Genomic DNA, 25,221 nt, shown 5'->3' with positions numbered 1-25,221 from the left:
GGGGCTTGAAAAGAGGCGTTTTTCTGCGCTAGAATTCCAGCTTCTGACAAACATCAGAAACATGCGGGAATAGCTCAGTTGGTAGAGCGCAACCTTGCCAAGGTTGAGGTCGCGAGTTCGAGTCTCGTTTCCCGCTCCAGTTTTGAAAAAGGGAAGCCGAGCTTCCCTTTTTTGTCGATGGGGATGAATGGGTTTTCCGATTCATCGCACAGGGCGCGATAGCAAATCGGTTATGCAACGGATTGCAAATCCGTCTAGCCCGGTTCGACTCCGGGTCGCGCCTCCAGTCACTGGTTGGTATCAGATTTTGCGGGAATAGCTCAGTTGGTAGAGCGCAACCTTGCCAAGGTTGAGGTCGCGAGTTCGAGTCTCGTTTCCCGCTCCAGCATCAAAGAAAAAGGGGAAGCCATGCTTCCCCTTTTTTTTTCGTTTCCGTGTCACGGCAAGCCGAACAGGGATTGACCAGGTTGCGACGCCCCAAGCGCGCCTGGCGAACCTGCGACAATGACAGGCTGGCCTCGGTGGTGAAATTGGTAGACACAGCGGACTTAAAATCCGCCGCTTTCCCGTGAGGGGGCGTACCGGTTCGACCCCGGTTCGAGGCACCATGTCCCCTAGGCTTTTTCCGGTTTCACCGGTACAGTGAGTTTCCATGACCCGATACAACGCGCCCTTTGAAATCCACGTGCATGGCGATGTGCCCTTGCGCGAGGATGTGGCTTACGGCCAGATTCAGGATGCGCTCAAGCCACTCTGGCAGTACGCCGGTGGCCGCTCGCTGGCGGCAGCGGCCGAGAGCAGCTACGAGGACGAGCCGGGTATCCGATTTGACGCGGAAGCGCACGTGTTGCAGATGTGCTGGACGGTGCCGGGCGATGAGGATTTCCGCCAGGTGATCGAAGAGGCCTGCATGGGCTTGAACGACATCGCTTCGGCCGGTGCACCGCTTGAAGTGTCCTTCTACGACACCGAGTTCGATGAAGAAGACGAGTCCTCAGAAGAGGAGGCGCGCGACGATTTCATGATGTGTTTTGTCGGCCCCACGCCCGCGGCCATCATGCAGGTGCAGCGCGATCTGCTGGTGCAGGATGTGGTCCACATCATGGAGCGGCACTTTGATGCCGCCGAGCTGGGCGATGTGGTCGGCTCGATCGACAAGCTGTTCACCCAGCGCTTTGATGCCCTCGTCAACTCCATGCAGCTGGGTCGCCCACCCCGTGGACATGGTGGCGGTTCCTCGGGCCACGGCGGTGGGCGCAAGCCCCGCCATCTGCACTGACCAGCCCGATGGATCGACGGTCTGCCGTGTGTGCAGGCCCCAGGCCGATGCCACCGCTTCGGGTTCGTCGACGCGGCGTGAACGCGTGAGGCCCTGATGGCGCTGTTTTCCACCGAAGCCCTGAACCCTGGCGTGTGCAGGCGCGAGGTGTTCGGTTGGGCCATGTACGACTTCGCCAACTCGGGCTACACCACCGTGGTGCTGACGGCGGTGTTTGCGGCCTATTTCGTGGGTGCTGTCGCCGACGGTGCCGCCTGGGCCACGTTCGCCTGGACGCTGGCGCTGAGCGTGTCGCATGCCATCGTGATGGTGACGATGCCGGCCATGGGCGCCTGGGCCGACCGCTACGGTACCAAAAAGCGGCTGTTGCTGCTCACCACCACGGGTTGCGTGCTGGCCACGGCCGCGCTGGCTTTCGTCGGGCCCGGGATGGTGGCGCTGGCGGTGCTGTTGATCGTTGTTTCCAACGTCTGCTTTGCCTGGGGCGAATCCCTGATTGCCGCGTTCCTGCCCGAACTTGCGCGGCCGGCGGCCATGGGCCGGGTCAGCGGTTGGGGCTGGAGCTTTGGCTACTTCGGCGGCATGCTGGCGCTCGGTCTGAGCCTGGTGTACGTGATCCGGGCCCAGGGGCAGGGGCAGACCGCCGCCCAGTTCGTGCCCGTGACCATGTGGATCACCGCCGGCCTCTTTGCGCTCGCGGCGCTGTTCACCTTCAAGCTGCTGAAAGAACGGGCCGAACCTCAGGCTCGGTCGACGGAAAGCGGATTGAAGGCTGCTTTGAGCCGCTTGCATTCCACCTACCACGATGCCCGGCGCTACCGCGATTTCATGTGGTTGCTGGCTTGTGCGACGGCGTACCAGGGCGGTGTGACCGTGACCATCACGCTGGCGGCCATCTACGCGGAGCAGGTGATCGGCTTTGTGCAGCAGGAAACGATGGTGCTGATCTTCGTGCTCAACATTGCGGCTGCATTGGGCGCGTTTGCCTTCGGCTACTGGCAGGACCGGCTGGGCCACAAGCTCGCGCTGGGCATCACCCTGGTCGGCTGGATCGCGACCTGCATCATCGCCGCACTCACCACCACCAAGGGCGGTTTCTGGTACGCGGCCGCGATCGCGGGCCTGTGCATGGGCTCCAGCCAGTCGTCAGGGCGGGCCATGGCGGGCATGCTGGCTCCGCCCAGGCAACTGGCCGAGTTCTACGGGTTGTGGACCTTTGCAACGCGGCTGGCGAGCATCATCGGACCCTTGAGCTATGGGGCCATCACCTGGGCCACCGGGGGCAACCAGCGCCTGGCCATCGGATTCACGGCGCTGCTGTTTTTGCTCGGGCTGGTGTTGCTGCTGCCGGTGAACATGGAGCGGGGTCGTCGTGCGGCCTTGTCAGGCCCAGGCGCGGCGAACGGCTGACCTTTGGGTTTCCGCGCGGGATGTTCGCCGGATCAGACGTTGATGTGGGTGGCACCCACGGTGATGCCGAGCCAGCGCGCTGCGGCCTGCGTCAGCGGTGTCGGGTCGCCGGTGGACAGCAGCGTGATCTGCGGTGTTGCGCCATCTGAGGGGTGGGCCTCGGGCAGGCCCAGCACCGCCCGAGTGCGGCGTGCCACCGGCGCGCCGGTTTCAACCAGGCGAACGTCGGGTCCCGACAGCGCTTGCAGGATGTCGGCCGCGAACGGGTAGTGCGTGCAGCCGAGCACCAGGGTATCCATGGGTTCCGGGGTGGAGGCATGGGCTCGCAATGCGTCCAGGTAGCGCGCACACAGGACCCGTGTCGTGGTTTCGTCGCCGCGCTCGATCGCGTCGGCGAGGCCGTCGCAGGCCTGGCTGTTGAAGTGCAGCGGGCGACTGGATTCGGATTCGACCCGGGTGCGCAGGCGGGCAAAGCGCTCACTCTCGACGGTGCCGCGCGTGGCGAACACGCCGATGTGCCCGGTCCGGCTGAGGGCCGCAGCGGGTTTCAGCGCGGGTTCCACGCCGACGATGGGCCAGTCGGGGTGTTGCTGGCGCAGCGATTCGATGGCCTGGGCGGTGGCCGTGTTGCAGGCCACCACCAGGGCATCGACCGCATGGTCTTTGCGCAGTCGGGCGGTGATGCGCTGTGCCCGCTCTGCGACCTGCTGGGCGCTGCGTTCGCCGTAGGGGGCGTGCGCACCGTCGGCGAGGTAAACGTAGCGGGCTTCTGGTATTTCGAGCAGCAGGGCGCGCAGCACGCTCAGGCCACCCACCCCGCTGTCAAAAACCCCGATGGTCTTCAAGCAGCGGCCACCGAAATGCCCTTGAACTCGCCCGAGGCGATGCGTTTGCTCCACTCGGCCGGGCCGGTGATGTGGGCGCTGGTGCCGCCCGCGTCCACCGCCACGGTCACGGGCATGTCGACCACGTCGAACTCGTAGATGGCTTCCATGCCCAGGTCGGCAAAGCCCACGACCTTGGCGGTCTTGATGGCTTTGGACACGAGGTAGGCGGCACCGCCCACCGCCATCAGGTAAGCGCTCTTGTGCTTCTTGATCGCCTCGATGGCGACCGGGCCACGCTCGGCCTTGCCGACCATGGCGATCAGGCCGGTTTGCGCGAGCATCATCTCGGTGAAGCCGTCCATGCGGGTGGCGGTGGTGGGGCCGGCCGGTCCGACCGCTTCGCCCTTGACCGGGTCGACCGGGCCGACGTAGTAAATGACGCGGTTGGTGAAGTCCACCGGCAACGGCTCGCCCTTGGCCAGCATGTCCTGGATGCGCTTGTGCGCTGCGTCGCGGCCGGTGAGCATCTTGCCGTTGAGCAGCAACGTGTCGCCCGGTTTCCAGCTCGCCACTTCGGCGGCAGTGAGGGCGTTCAGGTCCACCTTCTTGCTCTTCACGTAGTCGGGCGTCCAGGCCACGTCGGGCCAGAGGTCCAGGCTCGGCGGGTCGATGTAGACCGGGCCGCTGCCGTCGAGCACGAAGTGGGCGTGGCGCGTGGCGGCGCAGTTGGGGATCATGGCCACGGGCTTGCTGGCCGCGTGCGTGGGGTACATCTTGATCTTGACGTCGAGCACGGTGGTGAGGCCACCGAGGCCCTGCGCGCCGATGCCCAGCGCGTTGACCTTCTCGAACAACTCCAGGCGCATCTCTTCGACCTTGCTGAGCTTCTCGCCCTTGGATGCCTTGGCCTGCAGCTCGTACATGTCCAGGTCGTCCATCAGGCTTTCCTTGGCCATCAGCACGGCCTTCTCGGCGGTGCCGCCGATGCCGATGCCCAGCATGCCCGGCGGGCACCAGCCGGCGCCCATGGTCGGCACGGTCTTCAGCACCCAGTCGACCACGTTGTCGCCCGGGTTGAGCATGACCATCTTGGACTTGTTCTCGGAGCCGCCGCCCTTGGCAGCCACGGTCACTTCCACCGTGTTGCCGGGCACGATCTCGGTGAAGATCACGGCCGGCGTGTTGTCCTTGGTGTTCTTGCGGTCGAATTGCGGGTCGGCCACGACGCTGGCGCGCAGCGTGTTGTCAGGGTGGTTGTAACCGCGGCGCACGCCCTCGTTGATGGCGTCATCCAGACTGCCGGAGAACCCTTCCCAGCGCACGTCCATGCCCACCTTCAAGAACACGTTGACGATGCCGGTGTCCTGGCAGATCGGGCGGTGGCCGGTGGCGCTCATCTTGCTGTTGGTCAGGATCTGCGCGATGGCGTCCTTGGCGGCGGCGCTCTGCTCGCGCTCGTAGGCGCGCGCCAGGTGGGCGATGTAGTCGGCCGGGTGGTAGTAGCTGATGTACTGCAGGGCGGCGGCGACGGATTCGATCAGGTCGTTCTGGCGGATGCTCGTGGTCATGGCGTGGGGCAATGGTGTTGACGTGGACAAGGCGTGCCGCGCTGGTGGCACGGCGCAAGGTCTGCTACGGTGGGATCAGCCTGCTATTTTGACAGGCCCAGCCTTTCACCGGCTGACGACCGGAGCCATGCCATGAACACCCTGTCAACAACCCGCATCGAAACCGACAGCATGGGCGCCATCGAGGTGCCTGCAGACCGTCTGTGGGGCGCGCAGACGCAGCGCTCACTGGCGCACTTCGCGATCTCGGGCGAGCGTCTGCCGACCGAGCTGATCCGTGCGCTGGCCGAGGTCAAGCGGGCCTGTGCCGTGGTGAACCCGTCTCTGGCTTCGCTGGACGCCGACCGGGCGGACGCCATCGTTGCGGCAGCCGACGAAGTCATCGCTGGACGGCACGCGGGCGAATTCCCTCTGGTGGTCTGGCAGACCGGTTCGGGCACGCAGAGCAACATGAACCTGAACGAGGTGCTGGCCAACCGCGCCAGCGAGTTGCTGGGCGGCGCGCGGGGAGAGGGGCGGCTGGTGCACCCGAACGACGACGTGAACCGCAGCCAGTCGTCCAACGACGTGTTTCCCACCGCCATGCACCTGGCCGCGGTGGAGGGGTTCACGCAGCGGCTGCTGCCTGCATTGTCGGATTTGCGTGAGACCCTGGCCGCCAAGGCCGTGGCGTTCGACAACATCGTGAAGATCGGCCGCACCCACCTGCAAGACGCCACACCGCTCACGCTGGGTCAGGAGATTTCGGGATGGGCCGCGCAGCTGGCGCACGCCGAGCGTCATGTGCGCGCCGCACTGCCGCACCTGTGTGAACTGGCGCTGGGCGGCACGGCGGTGGGGACCGGTTTGAATGCCCCGGCCGGCTTTGCAGAACAGGTGGCCGCCGAGCTGGCCCGACACACGGGGCTGCCGCTGGTGAGCGCACCCAACAAGTTTGAGGCACTCGCCAGCTGTGACGCGCTGGTGCACGCGCACGGCGCGCTCAAGGGGCTGGCGGCCAGCCTGATGAAGATCGCCAACGATGTGCGCTGGCTCGCCAGCGGCCCGCGCAGCGGACTGGGTGAGCTGTCGATTCCGGAAAACGAACCCGGTTCGTCCATCATGCCGGGCAAGGTCAACCCGACGCAGTGCGAGGCGCTGACCATGCTGTGCTGCCAGGTGATGGGCAACGACGTGGCGATCAGCATGGGTGGCGCGTCGGGCAACTTCGAACTCAACGTGTTCCGCCCGATGGTGGCGCACAATTTCCTGCAGAGCGTGCGCCTGCTCGCCGATGGCATGGCGAGCTTCAACTCGCACTGCGCGGCTGGTATCGAACCCAACCGCGAGCGCATCACCGAGCTGCTCGAACGGTCGCTGATGCTGGTGACCGCACTGAACCCGCACATCGGCTACGACCGGGCCGCCGAGATTGCGAAGAAGGCGCACCGGGAGGGCCTGACCCTGCGCGAGGCCGCTCTGGCGCTGGGCCACGTGTCGGCTGAGGACTTCGACCGCTGGGTGGTGCCACAACAGATGGTCGGCCGCTGAGCTTTTTGCCGGTGCCAGAATCAAAAAAGCGGCCACGAGGGCCGCTTCCCGGTAGCGATTGCAGTGGCTCAGTGATCGGCACCCGCGGGTTTGCTCATCAGACGGTCGGTCACGGCGATGGCCATGGCGCTGAGCAGGAACACCACGTGGATGATGGTCTGCCACATCAGCACCTTTTCTTCGTAGTTGGCGGCGTTGATGAAAGTCTTGAGCAGGTGGATCGACGAGATGCCGATGATCGCGGTGGCCAGCTTGACCTTGAGCACCGACGCGTTCACGTGGCTCAGCCATTCCGGTTGGTCCGGGTGGCTCTCCAGGTTCATGCGGCTCACGAAGGTCTCGTAACCCCCGACGATCACCATGATCAGCAGGTTGGAGATCATGACCACGTCAATCAGCGCCAGCACCACCAGCATGATGATGGTCTCGTTGAGTGAGGTGACCTCGAAAGACTCCTTGTAGCCAATGCTCTTGACCAGGGCCGCCAGCGCGTCCGTGTTGCCGAAAGCGGCCTCGATCAGGTGGACCAGCTCCACCCAGAAATGGAAGACATAGATGCCCTGCGCCAGGATCAGGCCCAGGTACAGCGGCAACTGCAGCCAGCGGCTGGCGAAGATCAGGTTGGGCAGGGCCTGCAGGGTGCTGGTGTTTTTGACGGGTGTGGTCATGGAAGGTACAAGTGCTGTTGGTGCGGGCAAACCCGTAGTGGGCGGGCCCGATTGTAGGAGCGGGCTGATGTCCGCTGTGCTACAAGTCCATCTTGGCGGGCCTACGGATCGTAGCTTCCCCCTTGGTACAGGGCTACCCGCGCCAGCCTATGTAAGTGGCTCGTAAGAGCCTTTGCGCACATTCACGCGTTACCTGTTCCCACAACACCTGAGGAGACTGCCCATGTCCGCGCCTTCGTCGTCGATCGAATCCACCCTGGTCGAAAACCGCGTTTTTGAACCCACCGAAGCGACCCGAAAGGCCGCCCGCATTTCGGGCATGGACGCCTACAACGCCCTGTGCGCCGAGGCCGAAAACGACTTTGAAGGTTTCTGGGCCAAGCGCGCACGCGAAACCCTGACCTGGAGCAAGCCCTTCACCAAGGTGCTGGACGAGTCGAACGCACCGTTCTACACATGGTTCGAAGACGGCGAACTCAACGCCTCCTACAACTGCCTGGACCGCCACATGGGCACGCCGGTGGAGAACAAGACCGCCATCATCTTTGAAGCCGATGGCGGCGAAGTGACCAAGGTGACCTACAAGGAACTGCTGGCCAAGGTGTCGCAATTTGCGAATGCCTTGAAGGCCCGTGGCGTGAAGAAAGGCGACCGCGTCGTCATCTACATGCCCATGACGATCGAAGGCGTGGTGGCCATGCAGGCCTGCGCCCGCATCGGCGCGACGCACAGCGTGGTGTTCGGTGGCTTCTCCGCCAAGGCTTTGCAAGAACGCATCCAGAACGCCAGTGCCGTGGCCGTGATCACCGCCAACTACCAGTTGCGCGGTGGCAAGGAGCTGCCGCTCAAGTCCATCGTGGACGAAGGCATCGCCATGGGTGGCTGCGAGTGCGTCAAGGACGTGATCGTCTTCCAGCGCACGCCCACCGCCTGCAACATGGTGGCGGGTCGAGACAGCTACATGCACGAGGTGATGGCCTCGGAGTCCACCGACTGCCCGGCGGTCATGGTGGGCGCCGAGCACCCGCTGTTCGTGCTCTACACCTCCGGCTCCACCGGTACCCCCAAGGGCGTGCAGCACAGCACCGGAGGTTACCTGCTGTGGGCCAACCTGACCATGAACTGGACCTTCGACCTGAAGGACAGCGACGTGTTCTGGTGCACGGCCGACATCGGCTGGATCACCGGCCACACCTACGTCGCTTACGGCCCGCTGGCTGCGGGCGCGACCCAGATCGTGTTTGAAGGTGTGCCGACCTACCCGAACGCCGGCCGCTTCTGGCAGATGATCGAGAAACACAAGTGCTCGATCTTCTACACCGCACCCACCGCCATCCGCTCGCTGATCAAGGCCGCCGAGGGCGATGAAAAAGTGCACCCGGCGCGCTCCGACCTGTCCAGCCTGCGCATCCTGGGTTCGGTCGGCGAGCCCATCAACCCCGAAGCCTGGATGTGGTACTACAAGCACATTGGCGGCGAGCGTTGCCCCATCGTCGACACCTTCTGGCAGACCGAGACCGGTGGCCACATGATCACACCGCTGCCGGGCGCCACGCCCCTGGTGCCGGGTTCGTGCACGCTGCCGCTGCCAGGCATCACGGCCGCCATCGTGGACGAAGCGGGCATGGACGTGCCCAATGGCGCGGGTGGCATCCTGGTCGTCAAGCGGCCCTGGCCTTCGATGATCCGCACCATCTGGGGCGACCCCGAGCGTTTCAAGAAGAGCTACTTCCCCGAAGAACTCAAGGGTTATTACTTGGCTGGCGATGGCGCGGTGCGCAGTCCTGACCGTGGCTACTTCCGCATCACCGGCCGTATCGACGACGTGCTCAACGTTTCCGGTCACCGCATGGGCACGATGGAGATCGAGTCGGCGCTGGTGGGCAAGACCGACCTGGTGGCCGAAGCCGCCGTGGTGGGCCGTCCGGACGACCTGACCGGTGAAGCCATCGTGGCCTTCGTGGTGCTCAAGCGTTCGCGCCCCACCGGCGACGAGGCGAAGGCGATCGCCAAAGTGCTGCGCGACTGGGTGGGCAAGGAGATCGGCCCGATCGCCAAGCCCAAGGACATCCGTTTCGGTGACAACCTGCCCAAGACCCGCTCGGGCAAGATCATGCGCCGCCTGCTGCGCTCGATCGCCAAGGGCGAAGCCATCACCCAGGACACCTCCACCCTGGAGAACCCGGCCATCCTCGATCAATTGTCTGAAAACAACTGATCCTGTGTTCCTGGCACCCTCGGGCGCCAGGAACCAGACAACAAAAAACCCGCTGGAAATCCAGCGGGTTTTTTGTTGGAACAGCGGGAAGTGGATTACTTCTGGCTCAGCACCCAGGCAACCAGCTTCTTGGCCTCGGCCGCGCTCACCTGTGGGTTGGCAGGCATGGGGATCGCACCCCAGACGCCCGAACCGCCCTTGACGACTTTCTCGGCCAGCATGTCGGCGGCCTTGGCGTTGCCGGCGTACTTCTTGGCCACGTCCTTGTAGGCGGGGCCAACCAGCTTCTTGTCCACGGCATGGCAGGCCATGCAGTTCTTGCTCTTGGCGAGGGCTTCGTCGGCCATGGCGGGAGCGGAGATGGCGGCCACAGCGGCCATAATCAGGAGAGCGCGTTTCATGGTGTTGTCCTAGTGGGTGAACGTGAAAAACTCACAGGCTGGATTTTACCCAGTGGGACAGCCCGGATACGCTCGCTTACAGTTTCTTGCCGGGCTTTATCGGACCTTTACTGGAGGGTGTGATGTATTTCCTCATCGCGGGCGTCGGCCTGTTGCTACTGAAGTATTTCGAATTGGGATTCGTCGCCGAGCTGTCCTGGTGGTGGGTGTTGTCGCCTTTTGCCATGGCGGTGGCCTGGTGGGCCTGGGCTGACAGCACCGGCTACACCAAGCGCAAGGAGATGGAAAAGATGGACCAGAAAAAGCAGGACCGCATTGAGCGCCAGCGCCAGGCGCTGGGCATGAAGAGCCGGCGCCGCTGAGCCTGCATGGGGTTCCCTGCCACTCAATAGTTGTCAAGCACCGCACCGCGGCTTGCACTGGCTGCGTTGAACGCAAATTTGGCTTGCACGCCACGGGTGTAGCGGGGCGCGGGAGCGGTCCAGCCGGCCCGGCGGCGGGCAATTTCGTCGGCTGCCACGTTCAACTCCAGCCGGAGGGCATGGGCGTCGATGGTGATGCTGTCGCCCTCTTGTACCAAGGCAATCGTGCCGCCGGCAGCGGCCTCGGGAGCCACGTGGCCCACCACCATGCCCCAGGTGCCGCCTGAGAAGCGGCCATCGGTGATCAGGCCGACGCTCTCGCCCAGCCCTGCACCGATCAGCGCACCGGTGGGTGCCAGCATCTCGGGCATGCCAGGTCCGCCCTTGGGGCCGAGGTAGCGCAGCACCATCACGTCACCGGCCTTGATCCTGCCGTCCAGGATGGCCTGCAGCGCCGACTGCTCGTCGTCGAACACCCGCGCGGGGCCGGTCATCACGGGGTTTTTCAGGCCGGTGATCTTGGCCACGCAGCCCTCGGGTGACAGGTTGCCTTTGAGGATGGCCAGGTGGCCCTGGGCGTACATGGGGCGGTCGATGGGGCGGATCACGTCCTGGTCGGCACGCGGCGCGTCGGGCACGTCTTTGAGCACTTCTGCGATGGTCTGGCCGGTGATGGTGAGGCAGTCACCGTGCAGCAGGCCGGCGTTCAGCAGCATCTTCATCACCTGCGGAATGCCGCCAGCGCGGTGCAGGTCGACTGCCAGGTACCGGCCGCTGGGCTTGAGGTCGCAGAGTACCGGTGTTTTCACGCGCACGCGTTCGAAGTCGTCGATGTTCCATTCGACGCCCGCAGCATGCGCAATGGCCAGGAAATGCAGCACGGCGTTGGTGGAGCCACCGGTGGCCATGATCATGGCCACCGCGTTTTCGATGCTCTCGCGGGTGACGATGTCGCGCGGCTTGATGTCTTTGCGGATCGCCTCGATCAGTACCTTGGCCGACTCACGGGCCGAGTTCATTTTTTCGTCGTGCGGATTGGCCATGGTGCTGGAGTAGGGCAGGGAGATGCCCAGCGCCTCGAAAGCCGAACTCATGGTGTTGGCGGTGTACATGCCACCGCAGGAACCCGATCCCGGGATCGCCCGCATCTCGATCTCGCGCAGCTCGGCGTCGCTCAGGTTGCCCGCCGCGTTCTGGCCCACGGCTTCAAACACGCTCACGATGTTCAGGTCCTGGTCTTTGTAGCGCCCCGGCAGGATGGTGCCACCGTACACGTAAATGGCCGGCACGTTGGCGCGCAACATGCCCATCAGGCCGCCGGGCATGTTTTTGTCGCAGCCGCCGATGACGAGCACGCCGTCCATCCACTGCCCCTGCACGCAGGTCTCGATGCAGTCGGCAATCACCTCGCGGCTCACGAGTGAATACTTCATGCCCTCGGTGCCCATGGCCATGCCGTCCGAGATGGTGGGTGTGCCGAACACCTGGGCGTTGCCGCCGGCTTCCTCGATGCCGGCGATGGCCGCGTCGGCCAGCTTTTGCAGACCCGAGTTGCAGGGGGTGATGGTGCTGTGACCATTCGCCACGCCCACCATGGGCTTGACGAAATCGGCCTCTTCGTAACCCATGGCGTAGTACATGGAGCGGTTGGGCGCGCGCGATTTACCCTGGGTGATGTTGCGGCTGCGCGGATTCATGGGTTGGATCGGAATGACGGTCGGTTTGGCCATGGGGGTCTCCGGTGGTGGGGCGTTGTTGTGCTCTGCTTATAGCGCGGCCGGCAATCACCTCTTGGGCGTGGGAGATAATCCAAGGCTGCGTTTTTTGCCCCCTGATCCGCCCAGACAAAGACCTCACCATGCCCGCTTACCGCTCCAAGACCTCCACCGCCGGCCGCAACATGGCCGGTGCCCGCTCGCTCTGGCGTGCCACCGGCATGAAGGACGGCGACTTCAGCAAACCCATCATCGCGGTCGCCAACTCCTTCACGCAGTTCGTGCCCGGCCATGTGCACCTGAAGGATCTGGGCCAGCTGGTGGCGCGTGAGATCGAGGCCGCGGGTGGCGTGGCCAAGGAATTCAACACCATCGCGGTGGACGACGGCATCGCCATGGGTCACGACGGCATGCTGTACTCGCTGCCCAGTCGCGAGCTGATCGCTGACTCGGTGGAATACATGGTCAACGCGCACTGTGCCGACGCGCTGGTGTGCATCTCCAACTGCGACAAGATCACCCCCGGCATGCTGATGGCCGCCATGCGGCTGAACATCCCGGTGGTGTTCGTCTCCGGCGGTCCCATGGAAGCGGGCAAGGTGCGCCTGGCCAACCCGCAGACCCAGGTCATGGAGTTCAAGAAGCTTGATCTGGTCGATGCCATGGTGATGGCCGTGGACAGCAAGGTGAGCGACGCCGATCTGGCCGAAGTCGAGCGTTCGGCCTGCCCGACCTGCGGTTCCTGCTCGGGCATGTTCACCGCCAACTCCATGAACTGCCTGGCCGAGGCGCTGGGCCTGGCGCTGCCGGGCAACGGCACGGTGGTGGCCACGCACGCCGACCGTGAGCAACTGTTCAAACGCGCTGGTCGCACAGCGGTGGCGCTGTGCGAGCGCTTCTACGAAAAAGGCGATGCGTCGGTGCTGCCGCGTTCCATGGGCTTCAAGGCCTTCGAGAATGCCATCACGCTCGACATCGCCATGGGTGGCTCGACCAACACCATCCTGCATTTGCTGGCGATCGCGCAGGAAGCCGAGATCGACTTCACGATGCAGGACATCGACCGCCTTTCGAGATCGGTGCCGCAGCTGTGCAAGGTGGCGCCCAACACCAACAAGTACCACATCGAAGATGTGCACCGTGCGGGCGGCATCATGGCCATCCTGGGTGAGCTGGACCGCGCTGGCAAGCTGCACACCGACGTGCCCACCATCCACGCGAAGACCATGAAGGATGCACTGGATCAGTGGGACATCGCGCGCCATCCGTCCGACGCCGTCAAGACCTTCTACATGGCCGGCCCGGCCGGCATCCCCACCCAGGTGGCGTTCAGCCAGTCCACGCGCTGGCCCAGTCTGGACCTGGACCGCACCGAGGGCTGCATCCGCTCGGGTGAACACGCGTTCTCGCAAGAGGGCGGCCTGGCGGTGCTGCACGGCAACATAGCGCTGGATGGTTGCGTCGTAAAAACGGCTGGTGTGGACGAATCGATTCTGGTGTTCGAGGGTTCGGCCTACGTGACCGAATCGCAGGACGAAGCCGTCGCCGAGATCCTGGCCGACAAGGTGAAGGCCGGGGACGTGGTCATCGTGCGCTACGAGGGCCCCAAGGGAGGCCCCGGCATGCAGGAAATGCTTTACCCCACGAGCTACATCAAGTCCAAAGGCCTGGGCAAGGCCTGTGCGCTGCTGACCGATGGCCGTTTCTCCGGCGGTACCTCGGGCCTGTCGATTGGCCACTGCTCGCCCGAAGCCGCGGCGGGTGGCGCCATCGGCCTGGTGCGCAACGGCGACCGCATCCGCATCGACATTCCCGCCCGCAGCATCAACGTGCTGCTGAGCGACGAAGAACTGGCCAAGCGCCGCGCCGAGCAGGACGCCAAGGGCTGGAAGCCCGCCCAGCCGCGCCCGCGCAAGGTGTCTGCGGCCCTCAAGGCCTACGCCTTGCTCGCGACCTCGGCCGACAAGGGCGCGGTGCGCGATCTTTCGTTGCTGGGCGACTGAAGCCACAGCGCTGAAGCCACAACAGCCTCTCCGGAGGCTGTTTGTTTTTGGCGTGTGGACAGCCCGGTCACCTGTATGCTGCACGGTCAGCGTGCACAATCGCTGCCATGCTGATTCATCCCCAGATCGATCCCGTCGCGCTGCAACTCGGCCCCCTGGCCATTCACTGGTACGGGCTGACCTACCTCGCGGCGTTTGCGCTCTTTGTGCTGCTCGGTCGCGCGCGCCTGAAGCACGAGCCGTTTGCTTCCATCCGCCAACCCCAGCCGTGGACTTCGCGCGATGTCGAAGACATCCTCTTCCTCGGCGTCATGGGCGTGGTGGTCGGTGGCCGCATCGGCTACTGCCTGTTTTACAAACCCGCGTACTACCTGAGCCACCCGCTGGAGGTGTTTGCGGTCTGGCAGGGGGGCATGAGCTTTCACGGCGGCATGCTGGGGGTGCTGTTGGCGATGGTCTGGTACGCACGCAGCCGCCAGCGGCCCTGGCTTCAGGTGATGGACTTTGTGGCGCCCTGCGTGCCCACAGGGCTGGCGGCGGGTCGCGTGGGGAACTTCATCAACGGCGAGTTGTGGGGCCGTGTGGCCGATCCGTCGCTGCCCTGGGGCATGGTGTTTCGCGGCGCGGGTGATCTGCCGCGCCACCCTTCGCAGGTCTACCAGTTCCTCATGGAAGGCGTGCTGCTCTTTGTGCTGTTGTGGCTCTACGCGCGCAAGCCGCGGGCAACCGGGCGGGTGAGCGCGGTCTTCCTGTTCGGCTACGGCGTGTTCCGCTTCATCGCCGAATTCTTCCGCGAGCCCGATGCCCACCTGGGGCTGCTCACGCTGGGCATGAGCATGGGCCAGTGGCTCTGCGTGCCCATGATCGTGGGTGGGGTGGGGCTTTGGTGGTGGTGCGGTCGACGCACCTGAGCCGCCGGTTTTGACAGGCGCCATCGCGGGCCTGTCCCTCCGCAACTCCGCCGCTTCGTCAGCATCGGGGTGCGGGTAATTCCCGGCGCCAGAGGCTTGCCCTCTGGTTAGCATTATCTGTAATTACAGATAATCACAAATGCGACTGGTGCCCAACTCTCTGCACGATGAAGTGGCTGCGAAGCTGCGCGACCGGATTTTTGCGGGTGCACTGGTGCCCGGCAGTTTCATCGATGAGTCCGCGTTGTGCGCCGAGCTGTCCATCTCGCGAACACCGCTGCGAGAGGCGCTCAAGGTGCTGACGGCCGAGGGCCTGTTGCGCCATGAACCGCGCCGGGGTTGCTTTGTGAGCCAGATCACCGAGCAGGATCTGGACGAAATTTTTCCAGTCATCGCACTGCTGGAAGGGCGCTGCGCTTTCGAGGCCGCGCGCAATGCCACCGACGCCGACCTGGCTGCGCTGGAGCAGTTGCACGACCGCCTGCAGCGCAACGCCAAAGGCAAGCGCATCACCGAATACTACGAAACCAACTTCGCGATCCACGAAGCCATCATCCTGTTGGCCAACAACCGCTGGCTGGCGCAGGTGATCGGCGATCTGCGCAAGATCGTCAAGCTCGCGCGCCTGCAGCAGCTGCACGCGCCGGGACGCCTGGAGCAAAGCCTGTCTGAACACATGGCGGTGTACGCCGCGCTCAAGGCGCACGACGCCGAGGGCGCCGAAGCCGCAATGCGCACCCACCTGACCCGCCAGCGCGTGGCGCTGCGCGAACTCGCCCGCAACCAGAAGTCGAGGATCACGGCATGAACACCCGCGAATGGCTGTCCGAACACGTCGCACGTCTGCGCAAACCGGCACCGGTGGCGGCGCGGTCCACGCAGGACCGGCTCAAGGCCCGGCTGCGCCAGGGCGAAGAGGCCATGTCGCCGCGCGCCCTGCGCCACAAGCTTGACGAGCTCAAAGCCATCGTCGATCCACTGGTGAGCGAGGTCGAAGGTGGGCGGCGCGCAGGGGCCTTGATTGACTGGTATGCCAGTGCTTCGGCAGCCCACCGGCGTGACCTGTGGCTGCTCATGAGTGAACGGTTCGTGGCCGACCCCGAGCAGGTGAAGGCTGCTCAGGTGGACTACGCGGCCGCGGTGGGCACGCCCGACGAAGCCGCTGCCGAGGTGTTGTACCGGCGCGCGACGGTGTCGCCTCGCCGGCGCCTGCTGCAGCGCTTCAGTGCCCACCCGGACGGCATTCCCTTTCTGGTGAACCTGCGCGCCGAGATGCAGTCCCTGTTGAAAGCCGACAAGCGCCTGCTGGCGCTGGACGTGGAGATGGAGTACATGTTCTCCACCTGGTTCGATGTGGGCTTCCTCGAGCTGCGCCGCATCAGCTGGGACTCGCCCGCTTCGCTGGTGGAAAAGCTCATCAAATACGAGGCGGTGCACGACATCCGCAGCTGGGACGATGTGAAAAACCGGCTCGACAGTGATCGACGCTGCTACGGCTTTTTTCACCCGCGCCTGCCGGGTGAGCCGCTGATCTTCGTTGAGGTGGCGCTGATCAATGAGATCGCCGCCAGCATCACGCCGCTGCTGGACGAATCCGCAGCACCGGCCGATCTGGGTCGAGCCACCACCGCCATCTTCTACTCGATCAGCAACACCCAGGCCGGGCTGCGTGGCGTGAGCTTTGGCGACTCGCTGATCAAGCGCGTGGTGGAAAGCCTGCACGAAGAGTTTCCGCGCCTCAAGACATTTGCGACGCTTTCGCCGATTCCCGGTCTGCGGGGCTGGCTGAACAAGAACGCACCCGCAGAGTTGCTGCAGGCTTGGGAAGCAGCCCCCGAACTGGCCGAAAAATCGGCGCCGCGCGTGGCCCTCAAGCAATGGGCCGCGCGCTACCTGGCCCAGGAGCTCAAGGACGGCAAACCGTTGGACCCGGTGGCCCGTTTTCATCTGGGCAACGGTGCCCGGGTCGAGCGCCTGAACTGGGCGGCCGATCCGTCGGCCAAGGGCTTCAAGCAGTCCTACGGCCTGATGGTCAACTACCTCTACGATCCCAAGAAGCTCGACAAAAACCGGGCCGCCCTCGCGCAAAGCAAGATCCCGGTCGCGCCATCGATCAAGGATCTGCTTCCCTGACGCCCACTTTTCCACAACCACAACGGAGACAAACCCATGCAGACAAACGGATTCAATCGGCGGGATGTGTTGCGCGCGGCGGCGGCCGGCCTGGCTGTCTATGGCAGCACCGGCCATGCGCAGGGCGCCTGGCCCAGCAAACCGGTGACCTTGATCGTGCCTTTCCCGGCCGGCGGCGGCACCGACGCGTTTGCCCGCCCGCTGGGGGCCCAGTTCACACGCCTCGCTGGTAAGGCGCTGGTGATCGACAACCGCGGCGGTGCCGGTGGCACGCTGGGCGCCGGTATTGCCGCGCGGGCGGCACCCGATGGCTACACGCTGTTCATGGGCGCGGTGCACCACACCATCGCCCCCAGCATGTACCCCAAGCTGGACTACGACATCGAAAAGGACCTGGTGCCCCTGATCCTGGTGGCCAGCGTGCCACAGGTGCTGGTGGTGAACACCAAACAATACGGCGGCATGGATTTCAAGGCTTTCCTTGCACAGGTCAAGTCCAGACCGGGCAAGCTCAACTACGGATCGGCTGGCGCCGGCACCTCGCACCACCTGGCGGGCGAACTCTTCAAGCAGCAGAGCAAGACCTTCATCACCCACATCCCCTACCGAGGTGCTGGGCCCGCGCTCAACGACCTGATTGCCGGCAACGTCGACATGATGTTTGACGGCCTGGGTTCTTCGGCCGGTCACATCAAGGGCGGCCGTATCAAGGCACTCATGGTCTCGGGCAATAAGCGCAGCGCAGCGTTCCCTGACGTGCCGAGCGCGGCCGAGCTGGGTCTGCCCGATTACAACGTGACCACCTGGTACGGCATCTGGGCGCCCAAAGGCACGCCCGCCGATGCACAAGCCCGAGCCATTGAAGAAATCCGCAAGGCCGCACAGGCCGACGAGGCCAAGGCCGTCTGGACATCCCAGGGCGCCGAGTTTCCCAACCTGACGGGTGCGCAGTTCGATGGCTTCGTCAAGGGCGAAATCCGCAAGTGGGCCCAGGTGGTCCAGGCATCCGGCGCCAAGCTCGACTGAGACTCTCACATCAAAGGATCGCATGTCCGGTCATGTCCGTCTGAAGATCGATGGCGCCGTCGCACGGGTGACGCTGTCGAACCCGGCCAAGTTCAACGCCATGTCGCGCGCGATGTGGCGCGAACTGCGGCAGGTGTTCACCGAGCTGCAGCAACGCACCGACGTGCGTGTCGTGCTGGTGGCGGGCGAGGGCGGGCATTTCTGTGCAGGCGGTGACATCGCCGAGTACAGCGACTTCCGTTTCCATCCCGGGGGCTTGCGCGACTTCCACGAGAACGATGTCTGGGGCGGCCTCTCGGCCATGCTGGCCTGCGACCTGCCCATCGTGGCGCAGATCGAGGGCAACTGCATGGGCGCCGGCGTGGAGATCGCCTGCTGCGGCGACATCCGCGTGGCGGGGCAGGGTGCCCGCTTTGGCGCACCGATTGCCAAGCTGGGCTTTCCCATGGCGCCACGCGAGGCCGAGCTGGTCGCGCGCGAGGTCGGCCTCGCCACGGCGCGCCAGATGCTGCTGGAGGCCGCAGTGCTCGACGCGCCCACGATGCTGGTACGAGGCTTCCTGCAGACCGTGCTGCACGACGCCGACGTTGCGACAGAAGCCTTGCAACGCGCCCAGCGCATGACGCGCCTGGCCCCGCAGGCAGCCCGGCTGAACAAACTGGCCCTGCGTGCGCTCGCGGGCGGGCAGGGGGCCGAAGCGCTGCTGCCCACCGCCTACGACTACGCCGACAGCCCCGAGCACCGCGAAGGCATCGCGGCCTTCCTGGCCAAACGTCCACCCAACTTCTGAACGTTTCTACCCGATCCACCCATGAGCAACCAGAACCTGTTCGTCGCGCTGCGCGACGCCTTCCCCGCCGATCTCGACCGCACAGCCTTGGAGACCGACGACGGCCTGACGTATTCCTGGCGCGACCTCGACCGCGCCACCGCCATGATGGCCAACCTGCTCGATTCGCTGGAGCTGCCCGCCGCCTCGCGCATCGCGGTGCAGGTGGAAAAGTCGGTCGAGGCCATGGTGCTCTACCTCGCCACCTTGCGCGCCGGCCATGTGTTCCTGCCGCTCAACACCGCCTACCAGAGTGCAGAGATCGAATACTTCATCGGCAACGCCGAACCGGCCGTGGTGGTCTGCAGCCCGCAGAACCACGGCTGGGTCAGCAAGATCGCCTTTACCGCGGGCACGAAATACGTGTTGACCCTTGGCGATGACCGCAGCGGCAGCCTGCTGGAGCGCGCCGCCCACCAGAGCGACCACCACACGCCAGCGGTGCGGCAGGACGATGACGTCGCTGCCATCCTCTACACCAGCGGTACCACCGGGCGCAGCAAGGGCGCCATGCTCACGCACGGCAACATGCGCACCAACGCCGTGATGCTGCGCGACTACTGGCAGTGGCAGCCCGACGATGTGCTGATCCATGCACTGCCCATCTTCCACGTGCACGGCCTGTTCGTGGCCATCCACGGCGCGCTGATCAACGGCAGCAAGATGATCTGGCTGTCCAGGTTCGATCCCAGGCGGGTGATCGCCAAATTCCCGGAGGCCACGGTCTTCATGGGCGTACCCACGCTGTACGTGCGCATGCTGGCCGAACCGACGCTCACGTTGGCTCAGACCGCTCACATGCGTCTCTTCATCGCCGGCTCGGCACCGCTGCTGATCGAAACCTTCACCGACTGGCAGCGCCGCACCGGGCACACCATCCTGGAGCGCTACGGCATGAGCGAGACGGTGATGCTCACGTCCAACCCCTGCGGTCCGGATGCGCGTTACGGCGGTGCGACGGAGCGGCGCGGAGGCACCGTGGGCTTCCCGCTGCCGGGCGTGACCTTGCGCGTGGTGGAAGACGACGGCAAAGCCGTGTCGCCGGGGGAGATCGGCGGCATTCAGGTGCGCGGCCCCAACGTGTTCAAGGGCTACTGGCGCATGCCCGAGAAAACGGCCGAGGAGTTCACGGCCGACGGCTTTTTCAAGACCGGCGATGTGGGCAAGGTGGACGCTGACGGCTACGTGACCATCGTCGGCCGCAGCAAGGACCTGATCATCTCGGGCGGCTACAACGTCTACCCGGCCGAGATTGAGGGCACCATCAACGAAATGCCCGGCGTGGCCGAGAGTGCCGTGGTCGGCGTGCCGCACCCGGACTTTGGCGAGGCGGGCGTGGCCGTCATCATCGCCAGGCCCGGCGCCACGGTGCAGCCCGAGCGGGTGATCGCCGACCTGAAAGCCAGGCTGGCGAACTTCAAGATCCCCAAACGCTGCTTCGTGGTGAACGAACTGCCCCGCAATACCATGGGCAAAGTGCAGAAGAACCTGCTGCGCGAGCGGTACAAAAGCGAGTTCGCCTGAAAAAAGAAACGCGCTGCGGTGTGACATCCGGAGCGCGTGAACAAAGCCCAGAACGCGGCGGAACCGGCGCTGCCAGTCCGTTCGCGTTGCCCGGGGGATGCCGCCGAAGGCGGCGCGGGGGTTACCGGAGCACCAGCACAGGCGTGTGAGAATGCGTCAGCACCTGCTGGGTTTCGCTGCCCAGCAGCAGGCGTTTGAGGCCTCGACGACCATGCGAGGCCATCACGATCAGGTCACATTTGTTTCGCTTGGCTGCCGCGATGATGGCTTCGGCGATCAGATCGGATTTCACGGTGATCGGCTTGACCTTCACTTCGCGCAGCTGTCCCGCCGACTTCACGGCGTTGACCGCCTCCATGGCTTCGTCCTGCCACTGCTTTTCGATACGGGCCACTTCCGCCGCGGCAAGCGCCACACCTCCTTCAAAATAGGTCTGCGGATAGCGTGGCACCACCTTGAGTGCCACCACTTCGGCGCCTGTGATATCGGCCAGATTGATGGCGTGTTCGACGGCCATTTGCGACAGTTTGGAGCCGTCGGTCGCCACGAGGATGCGCTTGTACATGCTGTTCTCCAGTGAAATTGTTGTTGGACAGACAATAGGCTAACAAAGACCGCCCCGGAGCGGTTGACTTAAATCAAGCGCCTGGAGCACCTGTTGAATTACCCTCAGCGCATGAACGAGGCCGTCACCGCGCCCCCGGTGGGGCTGTCGCTTGGGCGTTCCTTGCCCAGCGATCCTTCGGCCTCTGGTCGCGTCGAGCAAACGGGTGAGGGCGCTGCTGCGCCCAGTCTGTTTGGCGCGCACCGGGGCCCGCTCACCGTCACCGACAATTTCGCTGTTCTGGACGATCCGGTCGAACAGCAGGATTTCACCGAATTTTCCGAAGTCGATGGCCACCAGGTGGCGGAGTCGGTGTTGATGGTGCAGGGCATGTATTGCGCGGCGTGTGCCGACACGGTTGAATGCGCATTGCAAGATCTGCCCGGTGTGCAGCTTGCCCAGGTGCATGCCGCCACAAGACGCCTGACCGTGCGCTGGGACCCGACCCTGACCCGCATGTCCAGCCTGGCGCAAGTGGTCGGAGAGACCGGCTACCGGCTGCTGCCGATGCAACAAGCGCTGTCCATCAGCGAACGTCTGCGCGAAACCCGTCGTGCGCTGTGGCGTTTGTTCGTGGCCGGTTTCTGCGCCATGCAGGTCATGATGTACGCATGGCCCGCCTACGTGGCCACGCCTGGTGAGATTCCCCCTGACATTGACCAGTTGCTGCGTTGGGCCAGTTGGGTGTTGAGCTTGCCGGTGGTGTTTTTTGCCAGTGGCCCGTTTTTCAGCAGTGCCTGGCGCGACCTCATGCGTGGCCGGGTGGGTATGGACACCCCCGTGTCCATCGGCATTCTGGTGACCTTCATCGCGAGCTCGGCTGCGACGTTCGATCCGAACGGTCCCTGGGGGCATGAGGTCTGGTTCGACTCGCTGACCATGTTCGTATTTTTCCTGCTGGGTGGTCGCTATCTGGAGCTCAAGGCGCGTGACCGCACTGCGGGTGCACTCGACAGCCTGATGAACCGCCTGCCCGAGGTCTGCGAGCGGATGAAGCCCGACGGGAACTTTGAGTCGGTTTCGGTGCGGCGACTCGTGGTGGGCGATGTGGTGCGTGTTCAGGCGGGTCAGGCATTTCCCGGCGATGGCGAGATACGCAGCGAGTCCGCGACGGTTGACGAAGCCCTGCTGACGGGCGAGTCACGTCCGGTCGTGCGCACGTGCGGCCAGGCTGTGGTGGCGGGCAGCTTCAACCTGGGCGGCCCTGTGCAGGTGGCTGTTCAGCGTCTGGGGCGCGACACCCGCTTTGCACAGATCGTTGCGCTGATGGAAAAAGCGTCCACCGAAAAGCCGCGGCTGGCCGTTCTGGCGGATCGCATTGCCGCGCCGTTTCTCGTGCTGGTGCTCCTGGCGGCGGCCTTCGCTGGCTGGTACTGGTGGCAGATTGATCACAGCAAAGCGCTGGCGGTGGCGGTGGCGGTGTTGATCGTCACGTGTCCGTGTGCGCTCTCGCTGGCGACGCCGGCCGCCATGCTCACGTCGGCCGGGGCGCTGGCCCGGCGGGGCATTCTGGTTCGCCGCCTGCAGGCCTTTGAGTCCCTCGCCGGGATCAACACCGTGATTTTTGACAAGACCGGAACACTCACCCACGATCAGCTGAAGCTTCAAGCGGTGCGCACCCGTGAAGGCGTCGATGCGGCCCACGCGCTGTTGCTGGCGGCTTCGCTGGCGCAGGGCTCACTGCACCCCGTATCGCGAGCGCTGGTGCAGGCGCAGTCCGATGCGGCCGGTGTGGACCATGGACCCATCGGCTTCAGGGACATGCAGGAGGTGGCCGGTCAAGGCATGCAGGCGATCCTGGCTGATGGTGGGCGACTGCGCCTGGGCTCGGCGGCATTTTGTGGCGTGAGCCTTGGATCTTCCGACGAAGCAGACGGCGCGCCTCAAGCCCATCTGGCTGACGACCAGGGCTGGCTGGCGACATTCGAATTGCAGGAAGGCTTGCGCGAGGACGCCAAGGCGGCCATAGCAGCCTTGCGCAAGTTGGGCATTGAGACTTGGTTGCTGTCGGGTGACCGCGAAGCTGCCGCGCGCCAGGTCGGGCAGGCGGTGGGCGTGGACCATGTCATCGCCAGCGCCACGCCGGAACAAAAGCTGGCCGAGGTGGTGAACCTGCAGTCCCAGGGCCGTCGCCTGGCCATGGTTGGCGATGGCCTGAACGACGGACCGGTGCTGGCGCGTGCCGACACCTCGTTCGCTCTTGGGCACGCAGCCCCTCTGGCTCAGGCCCAGTCGGACTATGTGATCCAGGGCGGCGAGGTCATGGACGTGGTCTTGACGCTGAAGCTGGCCAGGTCCACGATGCGCATCGTGCGTCAGAACCTGATATGGGCTGCGCTCTACAACGTGGTCAGTATCCCGATGGCCCTGATCGGCTGGATGCCGCCATGGCTGGCCGGTTTGGGTATGGCGGGCAGTTCCTTGTTGGTCATCGGCAACGCGTTGCGGCTGACGACCCATATTCCTGTCCGACGCACAGATACCCGGCCAGGTATGGAGTGGCCGGCGTAAGATCGCGCCTGTTTTTGAACTCAGATTTCCAGAGGCTTCACCATGGACGTTTTGTATTTGCTGGTCCCGCTCTCCGTGGTTCTGGTCTTCGCCATCATCGGCATTTTCTGGTGGGCGCTCCATGCGGGGCAGTTTGACAACATCGAACGAGAAGGCGAGCGCATTCTCCGAGGTGATTGACTTAAGTCAAGGCGATTAGCCGGGTGCCTGTAGACACTCGCCAAGTGACATTTATGAGGAGTTCTGTATGTCCGTGACAACGAAGACCAGCCAACCGGCGGTCTACAACGATAGTGTGGTCCGCGGGTTTGCCGTCATGTCCGTGATCTACGGCGTGGTGGGCATGCTGGTGGGTGTAATCATCGCGGCCCAATTGACCTGGCCCGAGCTCAATATGGGCATTGAATGGCTGACCTATGGTCGCCTACGTCCGCTACACACCAACGCGGTGATTTTTGCGTTTGGTGGGTCGGTGCTGTTTGCAACCAGCTACTACGTGGTTCAGCGAACCTGCCACACCGCCTTGTTCTCGAACAAGCTGGCCTGGCTGACGTTCTGGGGCTGGAACGCCGTGATCGTGTCGGCTGTTGTTTCATTGCCTTTGGGTCTGACTCAGGGTAAGGAATACGCCGAACTGATCTGGCCGATCGACCTGTTGATCACGGTGGTCTGGGTGTCGTATGCGATCGTGTTCTTCGGTACTGTCGGTATCCGCAAGGTCAAACACATTTACGTAGCGAACTGGTTCTTTGGTGCCTACATCATCACCATCGCGCTGTTGCACATCTTCAACAACCTGGCTATCCCGACCGGTGCCACGCACTCCTACTCGGCCTATGCTGGCGTGCAAGACGCCATGGTGCAATGGTGGTACGGCCACAACGCGGTCGGATTCTTCCTGACCGCCGCCTTCCTGGGCATGATGTACTACTTCATCCCCAAGCAGGCCGAGCGTCCGGTTTACTCCTACCGCCTGTCCATCGTCCACTTCTGGGCGCTGATCTTCACCTACATGTGGGCGGGTCCTCACCACCTGCACTACACCGCACTGCCTGACTGGACGCAATCGGTCGGCATGGTGTTCTCCCTGATCCTGCTGGCGCCCAGCTGGGGCGGCATGATCAACGGCATCATGACCCTGTCGGGTGCCTGGCACAAACTGCGTGACGACCCCATCCTGCGCTTCCTGATCGTGTCCCTGTCGTTCTATGGCATGTCCACCTTCGAAGGTCCGATGATGTCCATCAAGACCGTCAACGCGCTGTCGCACTACACCGACTGGACCGTGGGTCACGTGCACTCGGGTGCTCTGGGCTGGGTGGGTCTGGTATCCATGGGTTCGCTGTATTACCTGATTCCTCGCCTGTTTGGCCAGAAGAAAATGTATTCGGTGCCCGCCATTGAGCTGCACTTCTGGGTGGCCACCATCGGCATCGTGCTCTACATCGCCGCGATGTGGATTGCCGGTGTGATGCAAGGTCTGATGTGGCGCTCGGTCAACCCCGACGGCAGCCTGACCTACACCTTTGTCGAGTCGGTGAAAGCCACCTTCCCGTTCTATGTGATCCGTCTGCTGGGTGGCGTGCTGTACCTCAGCGGCATGCTGGTCATGCTCTGGAACGTCATCATGACGATGCGTCAGGGCCGTGTTGTGGACGTGCCCGTCCTCGCCGTCAACCCCGCACACGCCTGAGGAGTACAA

At 64.2% G+C, this 25,221-nt stretch carries 21 protein-coding genes and 4 tRNA genes; 19 read left to right on the top strand and 6 right to left on the bottom strand.

The genetic code is table 11. The features are described from left to right. The first annotated feature begins 63 nt into the window (after positions 1–63). The 6 genes from F3K02_RS08735 to F3K02_RS08710 all read left to right on the top strand — a co-directional run bounded on the left by F3K02_RS08735 (position 64) and on the right by F3K02_RS08710 (position 2,689). Positions 64–139 (top strand) — tRNA-Gly (locus F3K02_RS08735). A 73-nt stretch (positions 140–212) separates the two neighbouring features. Further along, positions 213–286 (top strand) — tRNA-Cys (locus tag F3K02_RS08730). Positions 287–309: 23 nt separating this feature from the next. Continuing rightward, positions 310–385, top strand: a tRNA-Gly gene (locus F3K02_RS08725). A 130-nt stretch (positions 386–515) separates the two neighbouring features. After that, positions 516–608, top strand: a tRNA-Leu gene (locus tag F3K02_RS08720). 44 nt (positions 609–652) lie between these two features. Continuing rightward, positions 653–1,279: a DUF6806 family protein gene (locus tag F3K02_RS08715; protein ID WP_177135159.1), complete on the top strand. Its 627-nt coding sequence runs from the start codon at positions 653–655 to the stop codon at positions 1,277–1,279. A 96-nt stretch (positions 1,280–1,375) separates the two neighbouring features. Next, positions 1,376–2,689, top strand: coding sequence for an MFS transporter (locus F3K02_RS08710; RefSeq protein ID WP_177135156.1), 1,314 nt, complete (start codon positions 1,376–1,378; stop codon positions 2,687–2,689). 32 nt (positions 2,690–2,721) lie between these two features. On the opposite strand, the gene murI is transcribed toward F3K02_RS08710, so the two are convergent. After that, positions 2,722–3,534, bottom strand: a complete 813-nt coding sequence (gene murI / locus F3K02_RS08705) for a glutamate racemase (protein ID WP_177135154.1) — start codon at positions 3,532–3,534, stop codon at positions 2,722–2,724. Continuing rightward, entirely contained in the window at positions 3,531–5,084 is a 1,554-nt protein-coding gene (locus F3K02_RS08700; RefSeq protein WP_177135152.1) for a fumarate hydratase, read from the bottom strand. Before F3K02_RS08700 ends, murI begins: the two co-directional genes overlap by 4 nt. A 132-nt stretch (positions 5,085–5,216) precedes the next feature. Between F3K02_RS08700 and fumC the strand changes: the two genes are divergently transcribed. After that, complete coding sequence (gene fumC / locus F3K02_RS08695; RefSeq protein WP_177135150.1) at positions 5,217–6,614, top strand: class II fumarate hydratase; 1,398 nt, start codon at positions 5,217–5,219, stop codon at positions 6,612–6,614. 68 nt (positions 6,615–6,682) lie between these two features. Here the strand turns inward: fumC and F3K02_RS08690 are convergent, their stop codons facing one another. Then, positions 6,683–7,282 carry a TIGR00645 family protein gene (locus F3K02_RS08690; RefSeq protein WP_177135148.1) on the bottom strand — a complete coding sequence of 200 codons (600 nt, stop codon included), beginning with the start codon at positions 7,280–7,282 and terminating at the stop codon, positions 6,683–6,685. 223 nt (positions 7,283–7,505) lie between these two features. On the opposite strand from F3K02_RS08690, the gene acs reads away from it, so the two are divergent. Beyond that, positions 7,506–9,500, top strand: a complete 1,995-nt coding sequence (gene acs, locus F3K02_RS08685; protein WP_177135146.1) for an acetate--CoA ligase — start codon at positions 7,506–7,508, stop codon at positions 9,498–9,500. Positions 9,501–9,595: 95 nt separating this feature from the next. Here acs and F3K02_RS08680 read toward each other — a convergent pair whose 3' ends face one another. Then, positions 9,596–9,901, bottom strand: a complete 306-nt coding sequence (locus F3K02_RS08680; RefSeq protein ID WP_177135144.1) for a c-type cytochrome — start codon at positions 9,899–9,901, stop codon at positions 9,596–9,598. A gap of 122 nt (positions 9,902–10,023) precedes the next feature. Here F3K02_RS08680 and F3K02_RS08675 point away from each other — a divergent pair, with 122 nt between their 5' ends. Then, positions 10,024–10,263, top strand: a complete 240-nt coding sequence (locus F3K02_RS08675; protein ID WP_177135142.1) for a TIGR04438 family Trp-rich protein — start codon at positions 10,024–10,026, stop codon at positions 10,261–10,263. Positions 10,264–10,286: 23 nt separating this feature from the next. On the opposite strand, the gene ilvD (F3K02_RS08670) is transcribed toward F3K02_RS08675, so the two are convergent. Then, positions 10,287–11,993 (bottom strand): dihydroxy-acid dehydratase, encoded by a 1,707-nt coding sequence (ilvD, locus tag F3K02_RS08670; protein WP_177135140.1) that lies wholly within the window; start codon positions 11,991–11,993, stop codon positions 10,287–10,289. 128 nt (positions 11,994–12,121) lie between these two features. On the opposite strand from ilvD (F3K02_RS08670), the gene ilvD (F3K02_RS08665) reads away from it, so the two are divergent. From ilvD (F3K02_RS08665) to F3K02_RS08635, 7 genes are all read left to right on the top strand, one after another. Continuing rightward, positions 12,122–13,981 (top strand): dihydroxy-acid dehydratase, encoded by a 1,860-nt coding sequence (ilvD, locus tag F3K02_RS08665; protein ID WP_177135138.1) that lies wholly within the window; start codon positions 12,122–12,124, stop codon positions 13,979–13,981. Between the two features lie 107 nt (positions 13,982–14,088). Continuing rightward, positions 14,089–14,892: a prolipoprotein diacylglyceryl transferase gene (gene lgt, locus F3K02_RS08660; protein ID WP_177135136.1), complete on the top strand. Its 804-nt coding sequence runs from the start codon at positions 14,089–14,091 to the stop codon at positions 14,890–14,892. A gap of 139 nt (positions 14,893–15,031) precedes the next feature. Continuing rightward, entirely contained in the window at positions 15,032–15,700 is a 669-nt protein-coding gene (locus tag F3K02_RS08655) for a GntR family transcriptional regulator (RefSeq protein ID WP_177135134.1), read from the top strand. Further along, on the top strand, positions 15,697–17,025 hold the full coding sequence (locus tag F3K02_RS08650) for a malonyl-CoA decarboxylase domain-containing protein (RefSeq protein WP_177135132.1): 1,329 nt from the start codon (positions 15,697–15,699) through the stop codon (positions 17,023–17,025). Before F3K02_RS08655 ends, F3K02_RS08650 begins: the two co-directional genes overlap by 4 nt. Before the next feature lie 36 nt (positions 17,026–17,061). Further along, positions 17,062–18,051, top strand: a complete 990-nt coding sequence (locus F3K02_RS08645) for a Bug family tripartite tricarboxylate transporter substrate binding protein (RefSeq protein WP_177135130.1) — start codon at positions 17,062–17,064, stop codon at positions 18,049–18,051. A gap of 22 nt (positions 18,052–18,073) precedes the next feature. Further along, positions 18,074–18,841: an enoyl-CoA hydratase/isomerase family protein gene (locus F3K02_RS08640; protein ID WP_177135128.1), complete on the top strand. Its 768-nt coding sequence runs from the start codon at positions 18,074–18,076 to the stop codon at positions 18,839–18,841. Positions 18,842–18,862: 21 nt separating this feature from the next. After that, positions 18,863–20,404 (top strand): malonate--CoA ligase, encoded by a 1,542-nt coding sequence (locus F3K02_RS08635; protein WP_177135126.1) that lies wholly within the window; start codon positions 18,863–18,865, stop codon positions 20,402–20,404. A 121-nt stretch (positions 20,405–20,525) separates the two neighbouring features. Here F3K02_RS08635 and F3K02_RS08630 read toward each other — a convergent pair whose 3' ends face one another. Then, complete coding sequence (locus tag F3K02_RS08630; RefSeq protein WP_177135124.1) at positions 20,526–20,969, bottom strand: universal stress protein; 444 nt, start codon at positions 20,967–20,969, stop codon at positions 20,526–20,528. A 93-nt stretch (positions 20,970–21,062) separates the two neighbouring features. On the opposite strand from F3K02_RS08630, the gene F3K02_RS08625 reads away from it, so the two are divergent. The 3 genes from F3K02_RS08625 to ccoN all read left to right on the top strand — a co-directional run bounded on the left by F3K02_RS08625 (position 21,063) and on the right by ccoN (position 25,212). Continuing rightward, on the top strand, positions 21,063–23,519 hold the full coding sequence (locus F3K02_RS08625; RefSeq protein WP_246309251.1) for a heavy metal translocating P-type ATPase: 2,457 nt from the start codon (positions 21,063–21,065) through the stop codon (positions 23,517–23,519). A gap of 42 nt (positions 23,520–23,561) precedes the next feature. After that, positions 23,562–23,699 carry a cbb3-type cytochrome oxidase assembly protein CcoS gene (gene ccoS / locus F3K02_RS08620; RefSeq protein WP_177135122.1) on the top strand — a complete coding sequence of 46 codons (138 nt, stop codon included), beginning with the start codon at positions 23,562–23,564 and terminating at the stop codon, positions 23,697–23,699. 67 nt (positions 23,700–23,766) lie between these two features. After that, positions 23,767–25,212 (top strand): cytochrome-c oxidase, cbb3-type subunit I, encoded by a 1,446-nt coding sequence (gene ccoN, locus F3K02_RS08615; protein ID WP_177135120.1) that lies wholly within the window; start codon positions 23,767–23,769, stop codon positions 25,210–25,212. Positions 25,213–25,221: the final 9 nt, after the last annotated feature.

The organism is Hydrogenophaga aromaticivorans (assembly GCF_013387465.1).
Taxonomy (GTDB): domain Bacteria; phylum Pseudomonadota; class Gammaproteobacteria; order Burkholderiales; family Burkholderiaceae_C; genus Hydrogenophaga; species Hydrogenophaga aromaticivorans.
Note: the sequence above shows the minus strand (reverse complement) of the source record. Positions and strands in the feature narration are given on the sequence as shown.

Bases quoted from the DNA above. Each gene is read 5' to 3' on its own strand.
- F3K02_RS08710 (WP_177135156.1), top strand. From the start codon at position 1,376: ATGGCGCTGTTTTCCACCGAAGCCCTGAACCCTGGCGTGTGCAGGCGC.
- F3K02_RS08640 (WP_177135128.1), top strand. From the start codon at position 18,074: ATGTCCGGTCATGTCCGTCTGAAGATCGATGGCGCCGTCGCACGGGTG.
- F3K02_RS08655 (WP_177135134.1), top strand. From the start codon at position 15,032: ATGCGACTGGTGCCCAACTCTCTGCACGATGAAGTGGCTGCGAAGCTG.
- F3K02_RS08675 (WP_177135142.1), top strand. From the start codon at position 10,024: ATGTATTTCCTCATCGCGGGCGTCGGCCTGTTGCTACTGAAGTATTTC.
- F3K02_RS08680 (WP_177135144.1), bottom strand. From the start codon at position 9,901: ATGAAACGCGCTCTCCTGATTATGGCCGCTGTGGCCGCCATCTCCGCT.
- F3K02_RS08635 (WP_177135126.1), top strand. From the start codon at position 18,863: ATGAGCAACCAGAACCTGTTCGTCGCGCTGCGCGACGCCTTCCCCGCC.
- lgt (WP_177135136.1), top strand. From the start codon at position 14,089: ATGCTGATTCATCCCCAGATCGATCCCGTCGCGCTGCAACTCGGCCCC.
- ilvD (WP_177135138.1), top strand. From the start codon at position 12,122: ATGCCCGCTTACCGCTCCAAGACCTCCACCGCCGGCCGCAACATGGCC.
- fumC (WP_177135150.1), top strand. From the start codon at position 5,217: ATGAACACCCTGTCAACAACCCGCATCGAAACCGACAGCATGGGCGCC.
- ccoS (WP_177135122.1), top strand. From the start codon at position 23,562: ATGGACGTTTTGTATTTGCTGGTCCCGCTCTCCGTGGTTCTGGTCTTC.
- F3K02_RS08700 (WP_177135152.1), bottom strand. From the start codon at position 5,084: ATGACCACGAGCATCCGCCAGAACGACCTGATCGAATCCGTCGCCGCC.
- F3K02_RS08645 (WP_177135130.1), top strand. From the start codon at position 17,062: ATGCAGACAAACGGATTCAATCGGCGGGATGTGTTGCGCGCGGCGGCG.
- F3K02_RS08715 (WP_177135159.1), top strand. From the start codon at position 653: ATGACCCGATACAACGCGCCCTTTGAAATCCACGTGCATGGCGATGTG.
- F3K02_RS08630 (WP_177135124.1), bottom strand. From the start codon at position 20,969: ATGTACAAGCGCATCCTCGTGGCGACCGACGGCTCCAAACTGTCGCAA.
- F3K02_RS08690 (WP_177135148.1), bottom strand. From the start codon at position 7,282: ATGACCACACCCGTCAAAAACACCAGCACCCTGCAGGCCCTGCCCAAC.
- F3K02_RS08650 (WP_177135132.1), top strand. From the start codon at position 15,697: ATGAACACCCGCGAATGGCTGTCCGAACACGTCGCACGTCTGCGCAAA.
- ccoN (WP_177135120.1), top strand. From the start codon at position 23,767: ATGTCCGTGACAACGAAGACCAGCCAACCGGCGGTCTACAACGATAGT.
- acs (WP_177135146.1), top strand. From the start codon at position 7,506: ATGTCCGCGCCTTCGTCGTCGATCGAATCCACCCTGGTCGAAAACCGC.
- ilvD (WP_177135140.1), bottom strand. From the start codon at position 11,993: ATGGCCAAACCGACCGTCATTCCGATCCAACCCATGAATCCGCGCAGC.